This is a genomic window from Janthinobacterium lividum, from assembly GCF_034424625.1.
GTDB lineage: Bacteria > Pseudomonadota > Gammaproteobacteria > Burkholderiales > Burkholderiaceae_D > Janthinobacterium > Janthinobacterium lividum.
Genome location: NZ_CP139976.1, coordinates 4,650,786 through 4,669,279, shown reverse-complemented (window position 1 = coordinate 4,669,279; position 18,494 = coordinate 4,650,786). Strand labels below are relative to the sequence as shown.

Annotated in this window: 9 protein-coding genes; 8 read left to right on the top strand and 1 reads right to left on the bottom strand. The window is 64.4% G+C overall.

The features are described from left to right. The first annotated feature begins 300 nt into the window (after window positions 1–300). From U0004_RS21105 to U0004_RS21070, 8 genes are all read left to right on the top strand, one after another. Entirely contained in the window at window positions 301–1,671 is a 1,371-nt protein-coding gene (locus U0004_RS21105; protein ID WP_070255545.1) for an efflux RND transporter periplasmic adaptor subunit, read from the top strand. Beyond that, a complete protein-coding gene (locus tag U0004_RS21100) occupies window positions 1,668–4,787 on the top strand; it encodes an efflux RND transporter permease subunit (protein ID WP_070255542.1) in 3,120 nt (1,039 codons plus the stop codon). Before U0004_RS21105 ends, U0004_RS21100 begins: the two co-directional genes overlap by 4 nt. After that, a complete protein-coding gene (locus U0004_RS21095; RefSeq protein WP_070255539.1) occupies window positions 4,784–8,035 on the top strand; it encodes an efflux RND transporter permease subunit in 3,252 nt (1,083 codons plus the stop codon). The genes U0004_RS21100 and U0004_RS21095 overlap by 4 nt, the downstream gene beginning before the upstream one ends. Next, complete coding sequence (locus U0004_RS21090; protein WP_070255536.1) at window positions 8,032–9,453, top strand: efflux transporter outer membrane subunit; 1,422 nt, start codon at window positions 8,032–8,034, stop codon at window positions 9,451–9,453. Before U0004_RS21095 ends, U0004_RS21090 begins: the two co-directional genes overlap by 4 nt. 141 nt (window positions 9,454–9,594) lie before the next feature. Further along, complete coding sequence (locus U0004_RS21085) at window positions 9,595–12,207, top strand: chemotaxis protein CheB (protein ID WP_115057548.1); 2,613 nt, start codon at window positions 9,595–9,597, stop codon at window positions 12,205–12,207. Further along, window positions 12,204–14,333, top strand: coding sequence for a PAS domain-containing sensor histidine kinase (locus U0004_RS21080; protein WP_231958028.1), 2,130 nt, complete (start codon window positions 12,204–12,206; stop codon window positions 14,331–14,333). The genes U0004_RS21085 and U0004_RS21080 overlap by 4 nt, the downstream gene beginning before the upstream one ends. Before the next feature lie 87 nt (window positions 14,334–14,420). Next, window positions 14,421–16,568 (top strand): S46 family peptidase, encoded by a 2,148-nt coding sequence (locus U0004_RS21075; protein WP_370452823.1) that lies wholly within the window; start codon window positions 14,421–14,423, stop codon window positions 16,566–16,568. 208 nt (window positions 16,569–16,776) lie between these two features. After that, entirely contained in the window at window positions 16,777–17,253 is a 477-nt protein-coding gene (locus tag U0004_RS21070) for a hypothetical protein (RefSeq protein ID WP_081345582.1), read from the top strand. A 27-nt stretch (window positions 17,254–17,280) separates the two neighbouring features. Here U0004_RS21070 and U0004_RS21065 read toward each other — a convergent pair whose 3' ends face one another. After that, a complete protein-coding gene (locus U0004_RS21065; RefSeq protein ID WP_070255526.1) occupies window positions 17,281–18,456 on the bottom strand; it encodes a TetR/AcrR family transcriptional regulator in 1,176 nt (391 codons plus the stop codon). Between the last annotated feature and the right edge of the window lie 38 nt (window positions 18,457–18,494).

The window sequence follows — 18,494 nt, the reverse complement described above, 5'->3', positions numbered from 1 at the left end:
GCCCCGCAAGCCTGATTTTTCCACCGTTCCCCCACAGGGGCGGCATGCCTGCCGGCCTGCCCGGTCCTCCCATGCCTGCCTGGCTGTGTGTAATTGTTTCAAGTAGAAATGAAACAGTTACATGACTATGCTAGAGTCGTTTCACGCTAGGGAACGATGTTTTTTCAGCTGATTTTCAGCTCTTGATTCCCCCGGCTTTGTACCGAAACAACCCCGAAAAACGGTCGTCCGGCCTGAGTGTGTCCCACCTCGGCCGGCGCCACAGATTCGCCGTGCCAGCGGCCACTACAAGGATAAGCGATGGATTCGCAGACAACACCCAACACCCCGCGGCGCAGCCGCCGTTCGAAAATCGTCGGCACGGTCATCGCGCTGGCCGTGATGGCTGCGCTGGGGGGCGGTGCCTGGTACCTGACCCACTCCGGCACCAGCGCCCAGGGCGGCCCCGGCATGGGCGGCCCCGGCGGTGCCGGCGGGCCAGGCGGCCCGGGCGGGCGCCGCGGCGGCCCTTCGACCACCGTGGGCGTGGCCACGGCCGTCAAGTCCGACCTGCCCGTGGTGCTCGATGCGCTGGGCACCGTGACGGCCGCCTCCACCGTGACGGTGCGCCCGCAAGTGTCGGGCATCCTGAAGGAATTGAAATTCAAGGAAGGCGGCATGGTCAAGGCGGGCCAGGTGGTGGCGCAGATCGACCCGGCCCAGTTCGAGATGGCGCTGATGCAGGCCACGGGCCAGCGCCAGCGCGATGAAGCGCAATTGGAAAACGCGCGCCTGACCCTGAAGCGCTATCAAACCCTGCTGGGCCAGGATTCCATCGCGCGCCAGGACGTCGACACGCAGGCCGCCCTGGTGAAACAGCTGGAAGGCACCGTCATGACGGACCGCGCGGCCGAAGGCACGGCGCGGCTGAACCTGGGCTACACCAAGGTGGTGTCGCCGATCAGCGGGCGCGCGGGCCTGAAGGTGGTCGACATCGGCAACCTGGTGAGCACCAGCGATACGGGCGGCGTGGTGGTGGTGACGCAGCTCTCGCCCATCGACGTGGAATTCTCCGTGCCGCAGGATAAGGTGCAGACCATCCAGGAGCGCCTGAATTCGGGTTCGGCCCTGGCGGCGCTGGCGCTGGACCGCACGCGCACGCATACCCTGGACAAGGGCAGCTTGAGCGCGCTGGACAACCAGGTCGACGTACAGACGGGCACCGTGCGCGCCAAGGCCCGCTACACGAATGACAAGATGGCCCTGTTCCCCAGCCAGTTCGTCAACGTGCGCCTGGAGCTGGGCAATATCACGGGCGCCGTGCTGGTACCCGTGACGGCCCTGCGTCACAGCAATAACGGCGACTTCGTCTACGTGCTGAAAGCGGATAAAACCGTCACCGTGCGCATGGTCACGCGCGGCCAGGCCACCACCGACATGGTGGAAATCCGCGCCGGCCTGGAAGCGGGAGAACAAGTCATCACGGAAGGCGCCGACCGCCTGAAGGAAGGCGCAAAAGTCACCCTGGCGGGCGACAAGCCTGCCATGGGCGGCGCAGGGGGCGCGGGAACCGCCAACGGCGAACGCCGCCACCGCCGCCAGCACGCTGACGGCGCGGCCAGCGCATCGGCCTCGGCATCCGCGCCGGCCAGTGCACCGGCGGCAACCCCCGCGAAGGGCGCAGCGCAATGAGTCCATCGACGCCATTCATCCAGCGCCCCGTCGCCACGGCGCTGCTGATGCTGGCCATCGTGCTGGCGGGGCTGGTCGGCTTCAAGTTCCTGCCGCTGGCCGCCTTGCCGCAGGTGGACTTCCCCACCATCCAGGTGCAGACCCTGTATCCGGGCGCCAGTCCCGAAGTCATGGGGCAGACGGTGACGGCACCGCTGGAGCGCCAGTTCGGGCAGATGTCGGGCTTGCAGCGCATGAGTTCCACCAGCGCGGCCGGCGTTTCCATCATCACCCTGCAATTCACCCTGGGCCAGACCCTGGACGTGGCGGAGCAGGAAGTGCAGGCGGCCATCAACGCGGGCGGCTCGCTGCTGCCGACGGACTTGCCGGCGCCGCCCGTGTACGCCAAGATCAACCCGGCCGACGCGCCCGTGCTGACCCTGGCGATTACCTCCGACACGATGCCGCTGACGCAGGTGCAGAACATCGTCAACACGCGCCTGGCGCTGAAGATCAGCCAGGTCAATGGCGTGGGCCTCGTCTCGCTGTCGGGCGGCCAGCGTCCGGCCGTGCGCATCCAGGGCGACACCAAATTGCTGGCGTCGTACGGCCTGGGCCTCGACAGCCTGCGCACGGCCATCGCGGCGGCCAACGTCAACAGCGCCAAGGGCAGTTTCGACGGCCCCACGCGCTCGTTTACCATCAACGCCAACGACCAGCTGGTCACGGCGGAAGACTACAAGCGCTTGATCATCACCTATAAAAATGGCGCACCCGTACGCCTGTCCGACGTGGCGAATGTCGTCGACAGTGCGGAAAACACGCGCCTGGGCGCCTGGTCCGGCAAGCAGCCGGCCATCATCCTGAACGTGCAGCGCCAGCCCGGCGCCAACGTCATCAAGACGGTCGACGCCATCAAGGCCCTGCTGCCGGACTTGCAGGCCAGCCTGCCGGCGGCCATGAAGCTCGACGTGCTGAGCGACCGCACGACGGGCATCCGCGCTTCCGTCGAACACGTGGAAATGGAACTGCTGTTGTCCGTGCTGCTGGTGGTGCTGGTGATCTTCGCCTTCCTGCACAGCATGCGCGCCACGGTGATCGCCAGCCTGTCCGTGCCGATCTCGCTGATCGGCGCCTGCGGCGTGATGTATCTGCTCGGCTACAGCCTGAACAACCTGTCGCTGATGGCGCTGACCATCGCCACGGGCTTTGTCGTCGATGACGCCATCGTCATGATCGAAAACATCGCCCGCTACATCGAAGAGGGCGAAACGCCGATGGCCGCGGCCCTGAAGGGCGCGTCGCAGATCGGCTTTACCATCATTTCGCTGACGGTCTCGCTGATCGCCGTGCTGATTCCCCTGCTGTTCATGGGCGACGTGGTGGGCCGGCTGTTCCGCGAATTTGCCATGACGCTGGCCATCACGATCCTGATTTCCGCCGTGGTCTCGCTCACGCTGGTGCCGATGATGTCGGCGCGCTGGCTGAAAAGCCGTGCCGATGAAAAGGTCAGCGCCACGGGCCAGCGCATCCAGGCCTTCCTCGACCGCGTCATCGTGCAGTACGACCATGCGCTCGTGTGGGTGCTGAAACGCCAGGGCTTGACCCTGCTGGTGGCCCTGGCCACCTTGCTGCTGACCGTCGTCCTGTATATCACCATCCCGAAAGGCCTGTTCCCCACGCAGGACACGGGGCAGCTGAAGGCGCGCATCGAAACTTCGCAAGCCGTCTCGTACGAGCGCATGGCTGCCTTGCAGCAGGCTGCCGCCAGCGCGCTGCTGGAAGATCCCGCTGTCGATACCCTGAGTTCCCTGGTGGGCGTGGATGCGGCCAACAACACCATGCTGCATACGGGCAGCATGCTGATCAACCTGAAGCGTCCGCGCAGCGGCAACCAGGATGACATCATGGAGCGCCTGCGCAACCGCGTGGCCAAGGTGGCCGGCGTGACCCTGTATCTGCAGCCGACGCAGGATCTGACCATCGATGCGGAATCGGGCCCGACGCAGTACCGCGTGTCGCTCGAAGGAGCCGACACGGCCACCGTCACCGAGTGGGCCGGCAAGCTGGCCGCGCGCATGCGCGAAAAATCGCAGCTGCGCAACGTCGTCACGGATGCGGGCGCCACGGGCGCCGCCGTCACCGTGGGGATTGACCGCGACAGCGCCGCGCGCATGTCCGTCACCACGGCTACCGTCGATGACGCGCTGTACAACGCCTTCGGCCAGCGCATCATCTCGACGATTTTCACGGAAACCAACCAGTACCGCGTGATCCTCGAAGCGCAGCCGGGCATCGTCACCACGCCGTCCGACCTGTCGGACCTGCAGGTGCGCACGGGTTCCGGCAAGTCGACGCCGCTGTCCGCGTTTGCCAGCGTCAGCGAAAAACAGGCGCCGCTGCAGATTACGCACGTGGCGCAATACCCGGCCACGACACTCGGCTTCGATACGACGCAGGGCGTGGCGCTGGGCAGTGCCGTCGACGCCATCCGCCAGGCCGCAAAGGACATCGCCTTGCCGCCATCGGTGACCCTGACCTTCCTCGGCGCGGCCGGCGCGTATGAAAACTCGCTGTCGAACCAGCTGTGGCTGATTCTGGCCGCCGTCGTCTGTGTGTACATCGTGCTGGGCGTGCTGTACGAAAGCTATATCCACCCGCTGACGATTCTGTCGACCTTGCCGTCGGCCGGCGTGGGCGCCTTGCTGGCGCTGATGATCTCGGGGCAGGACCTGGGCGTGATCGGCATCATCGGCATCATCCTCCTGATCGGCATCGTCAAGAAGAACGCCATCATGATGATCGACTTCGCCATCGAGGCCGAGCGCGACGAGGGCAAGAGCCCGCAGGAAGCCATCCACCAGGCGGCGCTGCTGCGCTTCCGCCCCATCCTGATGACGACCCTGGCGGCGCTGTTCGCGGCCGTGCCGCTGATGCTGGGCTGGGGCGAGGGCGCCGAGTTGCGCCGTCCGCTGGGCCTGGCCATCTTCGGCGGCCTGATCGTCAGCCAGGTGCTGACCCTGTTTACCACGCCCGTCATCTACCTGGGCTTCGACCGCCTGGGCCAGCGCTTCGCATCCAGAACGCGGGGCGTGAGCCTGGACAAGCCGGGCGATAACGCGGGGAGCGCCGCGTGAACCTGTCCGAACCGTTCGTCAAGCGCCCCATTGCCACCGTGCTGCTGACCATCGGCATCGCGCTGGCGGGTATCGGCGCCTTCTTCGTGCTGCCCGTCTCGCCGCTGCCGCAGGTCGATTATCCGACCATTTCCGTCAGCGCCAGCCTGCCCGGCGCCAGCCCCGCGACCATGGCCACGTCGGTAGCCACGCCGCTGGAGCGGCGCCTGGGCGTGATCTCCGGCGTGAACGAGATGACGTCGTCGTCGGGCACGGGTTCGGCGCGCATCAACCTGCAGTTCGACTTGAACCGCAAGATCGATTCGGCCGCGCGCGAAGTGCAGGCCGCGATTGCCGCCTCGCGCGTGGACTTGCCGGCCACCCTGCGCAGCAACCCGACCTACCGCAAGGCCAATCCGTCCGACGCGCCCGTGATCATCCTGGCGCTGACGTCGAAAACGCGCACGCCGGGCCAGATCTACGATGCCGTGTCGAACCTGGTGCAGCAGAAGGTGGCGCAGGTGAAGGGCGTGGGCGACGTGGAACTGGGCGGCGGCTCGCTGCCAGCCGTGCGCGTGGAACTGCTGCCATATCAACTCAATCACTATGCCGTGTCGATGGAAGACGTGCGCGCGGCCATCCAGGCCAGCAACGCCAACCGCCCGAAAGGGGCGATTTCCGGCGACGAGCGCAGCCTGCAGATCTATTCGGGCGCGACGACGGCTTCGGGCGGGCGCAGCGCCGCCGATTACCGCAGCCTGGTGGTGGCCTGGCGCGACGGCGCCGCCATCCGCCTCGATGACGTGGCCGACGTGATCGACGGCGTGGAGAACAACAATACCCTGGGCCTGTTCAACGGCGACCCTGCCGTCATCGTGCTGATCACGCGCCAGCCGGGCGCCAACGTCATCGCCACGGTGGACGGCGTGCGCGCGCTGCTGCCGCAACTGCAGGCGCAGCTGCCGGGCGACATCAAGCTGCAGGTGGCGTCCGACAGCACCAACTCCATCCGCTCCTCGCTGCACGAGATCGAGTTCACCCTGATCCTGTCCATCGTGCTCGTCGTGCTGGTGGTCAGCGCCTTTTTGCGCAGCGTGCGCGCCACCATCATCCCGGCCGTGGCCACCATCGTCTCGCTGCTGGGCACCTTCGGCGTGATGTACATGCTGGGCTTTTCGCTAAATAACCTTTCCCTGATGGCGCTCACGGTGGCCACGGGCTTTGTCGTCGATGATGCCATCGTGGTGCTGGAAAACACGCAGCGCCACATCGAGGCGGGCATGGACCGCTTCAAGGCGGCCCTGCTGGGCGCGCGCGAAGTGGGCTTTACGGTACTGTCGATCAGCCTGTCGCTGGTGGCCGTCTTCATCCCGCTGCTGTTCATGGGCGGGCAGGTGGGGCGGCTGTTCCGCGAATTCGCCGTGACCCTGTCGGCCGCCGTGATGATTTCGCTGGTCATTTCGCTGACGACCACGCCGATGATGTGCGCCTGGCTGCTGAAAAGCGGCGAGCAGCACAAGCCACCGGGCCTTGTCGCGCGCTGGTTCGAACGCGGCTTCGAGCGCATGCTGAAAGTGTACGAGCATTGCCTGGACTGGGCCCTGTCCAGCGCCGCGCTCGTGATGACGATCCTCGTGTTCGTCGTCGGCTTGAACGTGTACCTGTTCGCGGCTGCGCCCAAGGGCTTCTTCCCGCAGCAGGATACGGGCCAGATCAACGGCGGCATGCGCGCCGACCAGAGCATCTCGTTCCAGGCCATGCAGAGTAAATTGCGCCAGCTGGTCGACATCATCAAGGACGATCCGGCCGTCGCCACCGTCGTCGGGTTTACGGGCGGCGGCAGGGCAGGAGGCGGCTTCATGTTCATCGACCTGAAACCCGCGTCGCAGCGCACGGACAAGGGCCAGGCCGTGATCGCGCGCCTGCGTCCGCAGCTGGCCAAGGTGACGGGCATCTCGCTGTTCCTCAACCCCGTGCAGGATTTGCGCATGGGCGGGCGTTCCAGCAATTCGACCTACCAGTACACCCTGATCAGCGACAACCAGGCGGACCTGAAGAAATGGGCGGCCAAGCTGGCCGACCAGATGAAGATGCAGCCGGCCCTGATCGACGTGGACACGGACCAGGCGGAAAACGGCGTGGAAACCTTTGTCAGCATCGACAAGGACCGTGCGACGCAGCTGGGCGTGCAAGTCAAGGATATCGACAATGCGCTGTACAACAGCTTCGGCCAGCGCCAGGTGGCGACCATCTACGATGAGCTGAACCAGTACCACGTGATCATGGAAGTGGCGCCCCGCTATGCGCAAAGCCCGGAAGCGCTGCGCTCCGTGTACGTGCCGGCGTCGAATGCGGCCGCCGTCGCCGCCATCGGCACGACGGCCACCAGCGCCGCCACGGCCACCACCAGCGTGGCGACGACGTCCAACACGACGGCGGCGCGCGACCCGTCCAGCGGTTCGGCCTTGTCCACGACCCTGGCGCGCATGGTGCCGCTGTCGTCGTTCAGCAGCTTTGCTGAAAGCTCGACGGCGACGTCCATCAACCACCAGGGAGGGGAGCTGGCCACCACCGTGTCGTTCAACCTGGCCGACGGCTATCCGCTCAGCGACGGGCAGGCTGCCGTGGCCCAGGCGGAGTCGGAAATCGGCATGCCGGTGAATGTGCGCGGCAGCTTCCAGGGCTCGGCGAAGAGCGCGCAGGACAGCAACAAGGAGCAGCCGCTGCTGATCCTGGCCGCCATCGTGGTGATCTATATCGTGCTGGGTATCCTGTACGAAAGCCTGATCCACCCGATCACCGTGCTGTCGACTTTGCCGTCGGCAGGGGTGGGCGCCGTGCTGGCATTGCTGATGTTCCGCATGGAGTTTTCCATCATCGCCCTGATCGGCGTGTTTCTGTTGATCGGTATCGTCAAGAAAAATGCTATATTGATCATCGACTTCGCGCTGGAGGCCGAGCGTTCGCGCGGCTTGAGTGCGGTGGAGGCGGTGCGCGAGGCATGTTTGCTGCGTTTCCGCCCCATTCTGATGACCACCCTGGCGGCGGCGCTTGGCGCCTTGCCGCTGGCGATCGGTTTCGGCGAGGGGTCAGAGCTACGCCAGCCCTTGGGGGTCGCCATCATCGGCGGCCTGATTGCCAGCCAGTTACTCACATTGCTGACCACCCCGGTGGTCTACATCCTGCTCGACAAGCTGCGCACGCGCAGCGCCGACGAGCAGCAATTGAGCCGCATTCCTGGGCCAGATAACCCGAGCACACAATCATGAAGCAAGTAAAACCTATCGTATCGACCGTTCCCGCGCGCCACCTGCTGGCGCTGGCCGCTGCTGTCCTGCTGGCCGGCTGCGCCGTCAGCCCCGCGTATGAAACGCCGACGGCCGTTGCGCCGCAAACGTTCAAGGAGGCGGCCGGCTGGCAGCCAGCCGTGCCGGCCGACACGCTGGAACGGGGGCCGTGGTGGACCCTGTTCGGCGATGCGCAGCTGAACCAGCTGGCCGACAGCATTGACATATCGAACCAGAACGTGGCCGCCGCCATCGCCTCCTACGAGCAGGCGCGCGCGCTGGTGCGCGAACAGCGCGCCTCGCTGTTCCCCACCGTGAACCTGACGGGCAGCGGCGCCCGTTCCGGCGGCGGGGGCGAGCAGCAGACGAACAACAACTTCAAGGCCGCCATCGGCGCCTCGTGGGAACCGGATATCTGGGGCCGCCTGCGCGCGGGCGTATCGGGGGCGGACGCCAGTGCCGCGGCCAGCGCGGCGGACCTGGCCGCCGCCCGCCTGTCGGCGCAGGGCGAGCTGGCCACCAATTATTTTTCGCTGCGCCAGAGCGATGCGCAGATCGCGCTGCTCAATTCCACCATCGACGGCTACAAGCGCGTGCTCGAGATTACCGGCAACCGCTTCAATTCCGGCATCGCCGCCAAGTCCGACCTGCTGCAGGCGCAGACGCAGCTGGCCAATGCGCAGATCGACCTGTCCAGCCAGACGCGCGCGCGCGCCCAGCTCGAACACGCGATCGCCATCCTTTTGGGCCGCGCGCCATCCGACTTCAGCCTGGCCGTGGCGCCGTGGACCCTGACCGTGCCGGACGTGCCGCTGGGCGTGCCATCGACCCTGCTGCAGCGCCGTCCCGACATCGCCGCCGCCGAGCGCAGGGTGGCCGTGGCCAACGAGCAGATCGGCATCGCCCGTTCCGCGTATTACCCGAGCCTGAACCTGACGGGTTCCTACGGTTCCGGCGCCAGCAAGGTGGGCGACCTGTTCAATGCATCGTCGAGCCTGTGGTCGCTGGGCGTGTCGGCCGCGCAAACCCTGTTCAACGCGGGCGCCACGACGGCCAGCGTGGACGCGGCCAAGGCGGGGCATGAGGCGGCCGTGGCGCGCTACCGCCAGACGGTGCTGTCCGCCTTTGGCGCCGTGGAAGACCAGTTGTCGGCCACGCGCGCGCTGGCCGAGCAGCTGGCCTTGCGCCAGCAGGCGTCATCGGCGGCCGACCAGGTCGAGCAGCAGATGCTGAACCGCTACAACGCGGGCCAGGTCGGCTATACGGACGTGGTGACGGCGCAAGTGACGGCCCTGTCGGCGCGCCGTTCGCTGGTGCAGGCGCAGGCGGACCGCCAGACGACGGCCGTGGCCCTGATCCAGTCGCTGGGCGGCGGCTGGCATGTGCCGCAGGCGCAGTAGAGGGCGGGAGTAAAGGGCAGGCTGGCGCAGGGCAAATCCCTGCGCCAAATTTGCGTTTTGCGGCGCATCTTGAGTGCTAGAATGCAAGATTATCAATTGCTGGCCATGGCAAGGTTTGCCGAGGCTGGTTTCTAGCAGACGATGATAACCCGCAAACGCAGCAAAACCAGTCTGGTCAGCCTGCCTACTGTGCCTGAAGCGCCCACCATCGGTTTCCCCGTGGTGGCCATTGGCGCTTCCGCTGGCGGACTCGACCCTATTGTCGCTTTCCTGACCCATGTGCCGCTGGAAAGCGGCATCGCCTATGTGGTGATCCAGCACCTTGATCCCACGCAAAAAGCCCTGTTGCCGGAGCTGCTGCAGCGGGCTACCAGCATACCCGTCACGGAAATCACGCACCAGGCGGCATTGCGGCCCAATCATATCTATGTGATACCGTCGAATGCCGACCTGGGCCTGTCGAAGGGACGTTTCCTGCTCAGCGAACCGCTGCAGCTGCGCGGACACCGCTTGCCCATCAATGCTTTCTTCGAAAACCTGGCGGCCGAGCTGGGCGAACTGGCCGTGGGCGTAATCTTGTCCGGCATGGGCAGCGATGGCACGCGCGGCTTGCAGGCCATCAAGCAGGCGGGCGGCCTGACCCTGGCCCAGCATCCTGATACGGCCAAGTTCGACATGATGCCGCAAAGTGCCATCGCCGCCGACGCGGTGGACCTCGTCGATTTTTCCGACAAGATGCCGGAAAAGATCATCAGTTACCTGTTTCGCAGCAGTTTCCTGGAGTTGCCGGGCAAGGAGCCGAGCGGACGCAATTCCTTGCAGGAAATTGTCGCCTTGCTGTCCGAACATACGGGCAACAGCTTCTCGGACTACAAGATCAATACGGTGCTGCGCCGCATCGAGCGCCGCATGAGCTTGTACCAGATGACATCGATGGAAGAGTACATTCCCTACCTGCGCAACAATCCCGGGGAAATCGACCTGCTGTTCAAGGAATTGCTGATCGGCGTAACGAATTTTTTCCGCGACCCGAAAGTGTGGGAATACCTGAAAATGGTGGTCTTGCCGCAGATGCTGGCCGCCCACCCGGACGGGCGTGCCTTCAAGGCCTGGATTCCTGCCTGTTCCACGGGAGAGGAAGCGTATTCGCTGGCCATGGTGTTCCATGAAGTGGTGGCCGGCAGCAACCCGCCGTCGAAGTACAGCCTGCAGATTTTTGCCACCGACCTGTCGGCCGACGCCATCGACCGCGCGCGCCAGGGCCGCTTTCCGACAACGATCAGCAGCGATGTGTCGACCGAGCGCCTGGAACGGTTTTTCTTGCAGGACAAGACTGATTACCTGGTCAGGAAAGAGATCCGCAACATGATCATCTTTGCCCAGCAAAACATCATTTCGGATCCGCCGTTCACCAAGCTCGATATCCTGTGTTGCCGCAACCTGTTGATCTATCTCAATGCCAAGCTGCAGCAGCGTCTGATTCCCCTGTTCCATTACGCCTTGAACCGCGATGGGATTTTGCTGTTGGGCAGCGCCGACACGCCCGGACATTTTTCCGAGCTGTTCGCGCCGCTGACGACATCGACCCGGCTGTACCGCCGCCTCGACAACCTGGCGCGCCAGCGCTTGCTGACGTACTTTCCCACGAAGGTATCGTCGGCCACTCCTCCTACCCCCAGTGACACGAGAGAAGTCAGCATGCCCGGAAAAATCCAATCCCATGTCGAGCAATTATTGCTCCAGAAATATTCGCCTGCGGCCGTGCTGTTGAACCAGGACGGGGACATCCTGTATATCAACGGGCGCACGGGCGCCTTCCTGGAACCGGCGGCAGGCAAGGCCAACTGGAATATCCACGCGATGGCGCGCGAGGGCTTGCGTTACGAGCTGGCCGGCCTGATCAATCAGGCGCTGCAAAGCGACGGCCTCGTACGCCTGAAGGGCCTGGTGCTCAAGGATCACGCGGGACAGCCGCAGGGCGTGGATCTGACGGCGGAATCCTTGCACCAGCCCGAAGCGTTGAGCGGCATGGTCTTCGTCACGTTTGCCAGCGTGCCGCTGGCCGCCACCCCGCGCCGGGGCCGCTCGCCGAACCCCAAGGTGCTGGAACTGGAGCAGCAGCTGATCCAGGCGCGCAATGAAATCCAGGCCGTGCGCGATGAAATGCAGACCTCGCGCGAAGAACTCAAGTCGGCCAACGAGGAATTGCAATCGACCAATGAAGAGTTGCAATCGGCGAACGAAGAGCTGACCACCTCGAAGGAAGAAATGCAGTCGTTGAACGAAGAACTGTACACGGTCAATGCGGAGCTGCAATCGAAGGTCGACGATTTGTCGCTGGTCAACAGCGACATGAAAAACCTGCTCAATAGTACCGATATCGCCACCATTTTCCTCGACAGCGAGCTGCGCATCCGCCGCTTCACGGCGCCGGCCACGCAAATCTACAAGCTGATCCAGACGGACCTGCGCCGTCCGCTCAGCGACATCGTCAACGACCTCGCCTACCCGAACCTGGAAGTGGACGCGCTGGAGGTCATCCGCAGCCTGGTGTTTTGCGAGCGGCAGGTGCAGACCAAGAACGGGCGCTGGTACAACGTGCGCATCATGCCGTACCGCACGGTGGAAAATGTCATTGATGGCGTGGTCGTGACCTTTATTAACATTACCGAGTCAAAGGTACTGGAAGCCCAGCTGCGCCAGATCCAGGCCGGCGCCGTGGCAGACGGGAAAGCAGGAGAGCGCGCGTCATGAGCGAACCATTCGACGAGGAGAACGGGCCGGCCAGGTTGCGAGAGCAGGCCGAGCAATTGGCGACGCAGCAGCGCCAGCCCGTAGCGCCGCCGCAGTCGAATGAAGACGTGATGCGTCAGTTGCACGAGTTGCAGGTCAGCCAGATCGAGCTGGAAATGCAGAGCGCGGCCCTGGCCGAACTGGAGCAGCTGAAGAATGAATTTGAAAGCAGCCGCGACCGTTATGCGCAGCTGTATGAGCAGGCGCCCGTCAGCTATTTCTCGCTGGCGCGCGGGGGTGTCATCACACGCGTCAACGTAGCGGCCTGCGGCTTGCTGCAGCGCGACAAGAACCGGCTGTTGGGACGGCGTTTCGAGCAATTCGTCGCGCCGCAGGCGCAAGGGGACTTCCGCCGCTTCCTCGATGCGGTCTTTACCAACGGTGCGCGCCAGGTGCTCGAAGCGCAATTGTTCGAAGGCGAAGCGGGTGGCATGAGCGGCATGGTGCGCATCGAGGCAAATTACGATGCGGACAGCGCCACGGCGCGCATGGTGGTGACGGACCTGGGCGACGAGCACGCGCGCGAATCGGCCTTGCGGCGTGCTTTTGTGATACTCGACAGTATCCGCGAAGGCGTGCTGGTGACGGACAGCGCCAACCGCATCATTTCCGTCAATCCTGCTTTCACCACCATTACCGGCTACCAGGCGGAGGAAGCCATCGGCCGCGATCCGTCCTTCCTCGGCGGCGGCACGCATTTGCCGCATTTCTATGAAGCCATGTGGCGCAGCCTGCACCAGGATGGCAGCTGGTATGGCGAACTGGTGAACCGTCGCAAGAATGGCGAGCGCTTCGTCGAGTCGCTGTCGATCACGCCGATGCGCAGCCCGGATGGCGGGATCAGCCATTTCGTCGGCGTGTTTTCCGACATCACCGAGCGCAAGCTGGCCGAAGCGGACTTGCGCGAGCTGCACCGCGAGCTGGACCAGCGGGTGGTCGACCGCACGGCCGAATTGCTGCGGGCCAACCAGCATCTGCAGCTGGAAGTACACCAGCGCGAGCGGGCGCAGGAAGCCTTGCGCGATGCGGAGCGCTTCTTTCACGCCACCATTGATTCATTGACGGACCGCGTGCTGGTGCTGGACCGGGCGGGCCGCGTCGCGCATGCCAACCAGGCGTGCCTGGATTTTGTCGGGCAGATGCAAAAACCGCAGAATTACCTGGAGTTTTGCGAACTGGACCCGCGCTGGCAGCGCAGCGCCGGGCGCGAGCTGGCCGCCGGCATCCGCGCCGTCATTGCCGGCAATGCGGACACGTTTGCGCTCGAGTATGAGTTTGCCACGCGCGCCGGCCCCCGCTGGTCGCAGGCCAGGATCAGCCGCTTTCTCGGCGAAGGGCCGCTGCGCGTGGTGGTGGCGCATACGGACATTACCGAACGCAAGCTGATGGATGGCGCCCTGCGCCAGTCGCATGCGCAGCTGCGCCAGCTGGCGCTGCACCTGGAAACGGCCAAGGAAGACGAGCGCAAGCGCATCTCGCGCGATATCCACGATGAGCTGGGGCAAAACCTGCTGGCGCTGCGCATCGATATTTCCATGCTCAGCGCGCGCACGGAAGGTTCCCATCCGCGCCTGCATCGCCGCGTCGGCGCCGTGCTCAGCAACGTCGACACCACCATCAAGAGCGTGCGCGGCATCATGAACGAGCTGCGCCCGATGGCGCTGGACCTTGGCTTGCAAGCGGCCATCGAGTGGCAGGTGGGCGACTTCCGCAAGCGCAGCGGCGTCGCTTGCCAGCTGCTGATACGCGACGAGGCATTGTTTTCCGCCATCGGCAGCCAGGTCGAGATCGTGCTGTTCCGCATCGTGCAGGAAGCGCTCAGCAACGTCATGCGGCATGCCCAGGCCAGCCAGGTGGAGATCGAACTCAGTTCGGATGCCTGCGCCGTGTACTTGGCCATCAGCGACAACGGCATCGGCATCACGCCGCAGCAACAGCGCAAGAAACAGTGTTTCGGCCTGATCGGCATCGCCGAGCGGGTGACGGCGCTGGGCGGGCAATTCGAGGTCGGCATGCCGGCATCGGGCGCCGGTTGCCGCCTGACCCTGCAGATTCCCTTGCAGGGGACGGGGCGGCCGGTCGCCTGATACAGAAATTGCAATGGGTTAATTTTTGCCGACTCATGCCGCCTGGACAGGCTATACTTTCGCCTGCTATTTATGGAGGGGCATATCTTGTTCAAAACAATCGTTTTACCAGTCGCCTTGTTGGGCGCGTTCGCCGGCGCACACGCCGACGAAGGGCAGTGGCAACCACACCAGCTGCCACAGCTGAAAGCCGAACTGAAACGGGTCGGCATCGAAATTCCTGCAGAAAAACTGGCTGACCTGAGCAAGCACCCGATGAGCGCCATTGTGTCGCTGGGCGGCTGCTCGGCCGCTTTCGTTTCCGACGCCGGCCTGGTGGTGACGAACCACCATTGCGCGTATGGTGCCGTGCAGCGCAATTCCACGCCGGAACACAATTACATCACCAACGGCTTCCTGGCCAAGACGCGCGCCGCAGAGCTGCCGGGCGGTCCGAACAGCCTCGTGTATGTGACGGACAAGGTGGAGAACGTCAGCGAGCGCGTCTTGAAAGGCTTGACGGCGGACATGAGCGGCCGCGCGCGCCACGAAGCCGTGGAAAAGCGCGTCAAGGACCTGATCGCCGAATGCGAAACGGACAAGATGTACCGCTGCTCCGTGCCTGCCTTCCACCGCGGCCTCGAGTACTACCGCATCCGCCAGATGATGATACGCGACGTGCGCCTCGTGTACGCACCATCGGACAAGATCGGCAACTTCGGCGGCGATATCGACAACTACGAATGGCCACGCCACACGGGCGATTATTCGTTCCTGCGCGCCTACGTGGGCAAGGATGGCCGTCCGGCCGACCCGTCGCCCGACAACGTGCCGTACAAATCGAAGGATTTCCTGGTGGTCTCGGCCGAAGGCTTGAAAGCCGGTGACGGCATCTTGCTGGCGGGCTATCCCGGCCGCACCAGCCGCTACAAGCTGCCGGCGGAAATCCGCTTCGCGCGCGATACGGCCTTCCCTTTGAAAGTGTCGGAACTGCAAGCGGACCTGGCCGTGATGGCTGATGCCACGAATGGCGACGCGGCCGCTGCCGTGCGCTATGCGAGCGTGGTGAAAAGCATCAACAACGTGCTGAAGAAAACCCAGGGCTTGCTCGACGGTTTCGCCCGCAAGGACATCGCCGCCATCAAGGACGTGCAGGATGCCGAGTTCCGCGCCTGGTATGCGAAACAGCCGAACGTGTCGCCGACCCTGCTGGCCGAACTGGACGCGGCGATCGCCAGCGACATGGCCTTGAGCGAAGAAGAGTTCGCCTGGAGCGTGGCCACCAACAGCGACTTGCTGAAAAGCGCGCGCACCCTCTACCGTTTGTCGCTGGAGCGCCAGAAGGCGGACGCCGAGCGCGAATCGGGCTTCCAGCAGCGCGACCTGGCTTTCATCAAGGCCCGTCTGGCCCGTCTGGAACAGTCGTATGTCAACAAGGTCGACCAGGCGCGTTTTGAAGCCGGTCTGAAGCGCTACGCGCAACTGGCGGCGAAGAGCCATCCGCAAGGCCTGGACGCGCTGCTGCCGGCGCCAGGTGCCGTGGGGGCCCTGTACCAGCAGACGCAACTGGCTGACACGGCCAAGCGCCTGGCCTGGCTGGAAAAGGACCAGGCCGCTGTTGCCCAGTCCGACGACGCTTTCATGGCGCTGGCCATCAAGCTGCAGCCGGTCGAAGCGGCACTGGAAGAGCGCCGCAAGGAAATCGACGGCAACCTGGAACGCGTGATTCCGCAATACATGCAAGCCGTGATTGCCTGGAAAAAGTCGCAAGGCAAACCGGTCTATCCTGACGCCAACTCGACCCTGCGCGTCACGTATGGCACGGTATCGCCGTACTCGCCGCGCGATGGCATCACCAAGGGACCGTTCACGACCGTGGAAGGCATCGTCGAGAAAGTCACGGGCAAGGCCCCGTTCGAAGCGCCGCAAGGCCTGATTGACGCCGTCAAGCAAAAACGCTACGGCCAGTTCCGTGATCCGGTGCTGGGCACGGTGCCCGTCAACTTCCTCACCAGCGCCGACACCACGGGCGGCAATTCCGGCTCGGCCGTGATGAACAAGCGCGGCGAATTGATCGGCCTGAACTTCGATTCGACGTATGAATCGATCACCAAGGACTGGTACTTCGACACGGCCATCACGCGCGCCATCCACCTCGACATCCGCTACATGCTGTGGGTGATGAAGGAAGTGGACCATGCGGATAATTTGCTGCAGGAAATGACCATCAAGTATCCGAAGGCTGCCAAGAAGTAATTTTTCCCAGCTGGGATAAAAGCCGCATCCGCCGCAGGGCCGATGCGGCTTTTTTGCGGCCACACCGTACGCGTGGCCAGCGCCTGCCGTATCGGCTGCGCCACGTATAATTCCTCTCACTTTCTACCCATATTTTTTCGACAGGCCCGCCATGCCCCCGACTCCCGCTTTGCCCCTTGATTGGCAGACATTTGAAACTGCGTACGACGTGGAAGAAACCTGCTTCAAGCTGGCCAGCGCGTCGCTGGCCTTGCTGGGCGCGTCCCCATTCAAGGATCAGGCATTTTCCGCCTTTGCCTTCAACGCCGTATCGTTTCCATCTCTTTCGCTGAGCCTTGACACCGATCCCGCCAACCGGGAGCGCGATTACTATCCTCCGGACTGGTCGAACGAGTGCATCGAAGTCGACGTGCCGGAAATCGGCCAGCTGTGGGACGAGGGGTATGCAAGGATCGAAGGCGCGCTGCTCGAGCTGATCGACGCTGCCGATGACGAACTGCTCGATGCCATCGAGGAGGGCTATCTGCACAGCCTGAGGAAAACCATGGTGCGGCTTGAAACGAGCCAGGCTTTCGAGCAGATCAAGACCTGCCCGCAATTCTGGACCGTCGTCACGCAAATCGATGCGGATACGGAGGAAGAGGAGCGGCTGCTCGACCAGGTGCGCCAGGGCCTGCCGGCGTGAGCCTCCGCCGCCATTGCAGGCCGCGCGCTATAGCAGGGCCTGCCAGCGCCTGACTTCCGCGTCCGTCAGCACCGGCCCCCAGCCGCCGCGCAGCGCCGCATCGTGCTGCACATAGTGCGCAAGCGGTGGCGTCGCCACGCCGTGCCTGGCACAGATATCAAGGACGGCTTCCAGCTGCCGCCGGCTTGCCGGAAGGTCATCGCCATGCCAGGTGCAGGCGCTCGTTTCCAGCACATGCCCGACAAGCTGCTCCAGCGTGCCGAGCAGGTGCCCGGGCATGGCCAGGCGGATGTCATCCGGCCAGGGGTCGCCCATGCCGGTCACCGCCAGGGAAGCAAAACCATGCTCCCATGCCGCAAAATCCCCAGGCGCGAGCTGCGCCACCTTCCACACGTGCCCGGCGAATGCGGACAGCGCCGGATGGTGAATGTCAAAGCGCTGGCAAAAGCGTTGCAGGCAGCTTACGGCAATGCATTGCCTGGCGGTCACCGAGAGCGTGTCTATCGATATGTTGCGCATGAAAGTTCCTGACGTTGGCACTCGCCGATCACTGGGTCCATCTGACTTGATTGCGGTTGCCCCGCCTGGCAAGGCAGCCTGCCGCAACGCCTCCACCGGCAACTGGAAAAAGCGCGGCACCATCGCCGGCGACAAATCGTCGCCGCCGTCCGCCATGGCCAGGCGGCCACTGAGCAGCAGCATCACGTAGCCATGGCCCAGCGACCAGCCGGCGCTGGCGGCGGCCTTGTCCCAGCGCGGGTCGAGGCCCGCTTCGCGCACGGCCGCGCCGGCCGTCTGCAGCACGTACTGGAAGCACGCTTGCGCCGCTTCCATCAGGGCGGGGAACTGGCGCACATCCTGGTGTTCGAACATCAGCCGGTAATGGGCCGGTGCGGCCAGGGCGAATTCGATGTATTGCTGGCCCAGCAGCTGAAAACGCTGTTCGGAGGGCAGGCTGCCCTGCGGCGGCAGTTCTGCCTCCCATTTGGCGATCAGGCTGGCGAAGCCGGCTGCCGCCACGTCGGCCAGCAAGGCTTCCTTGCTGGGGAAGTGGCGGTACACGGCGGCGATCGACACGCCCACCGTGCGCGCCAGTTCGCGCAGCGAGAGGGTGGCGTCGCTTTGCTGTGCCAGTTGGGCGATGGTGGCGGCGACCAGGGTGTCGCGCAGGTTGCCGTGATGGTAAGTACTTGTGCTTGTCATTCTATGTTATCGCTGTTCACATTGTCGTGTATGATGGC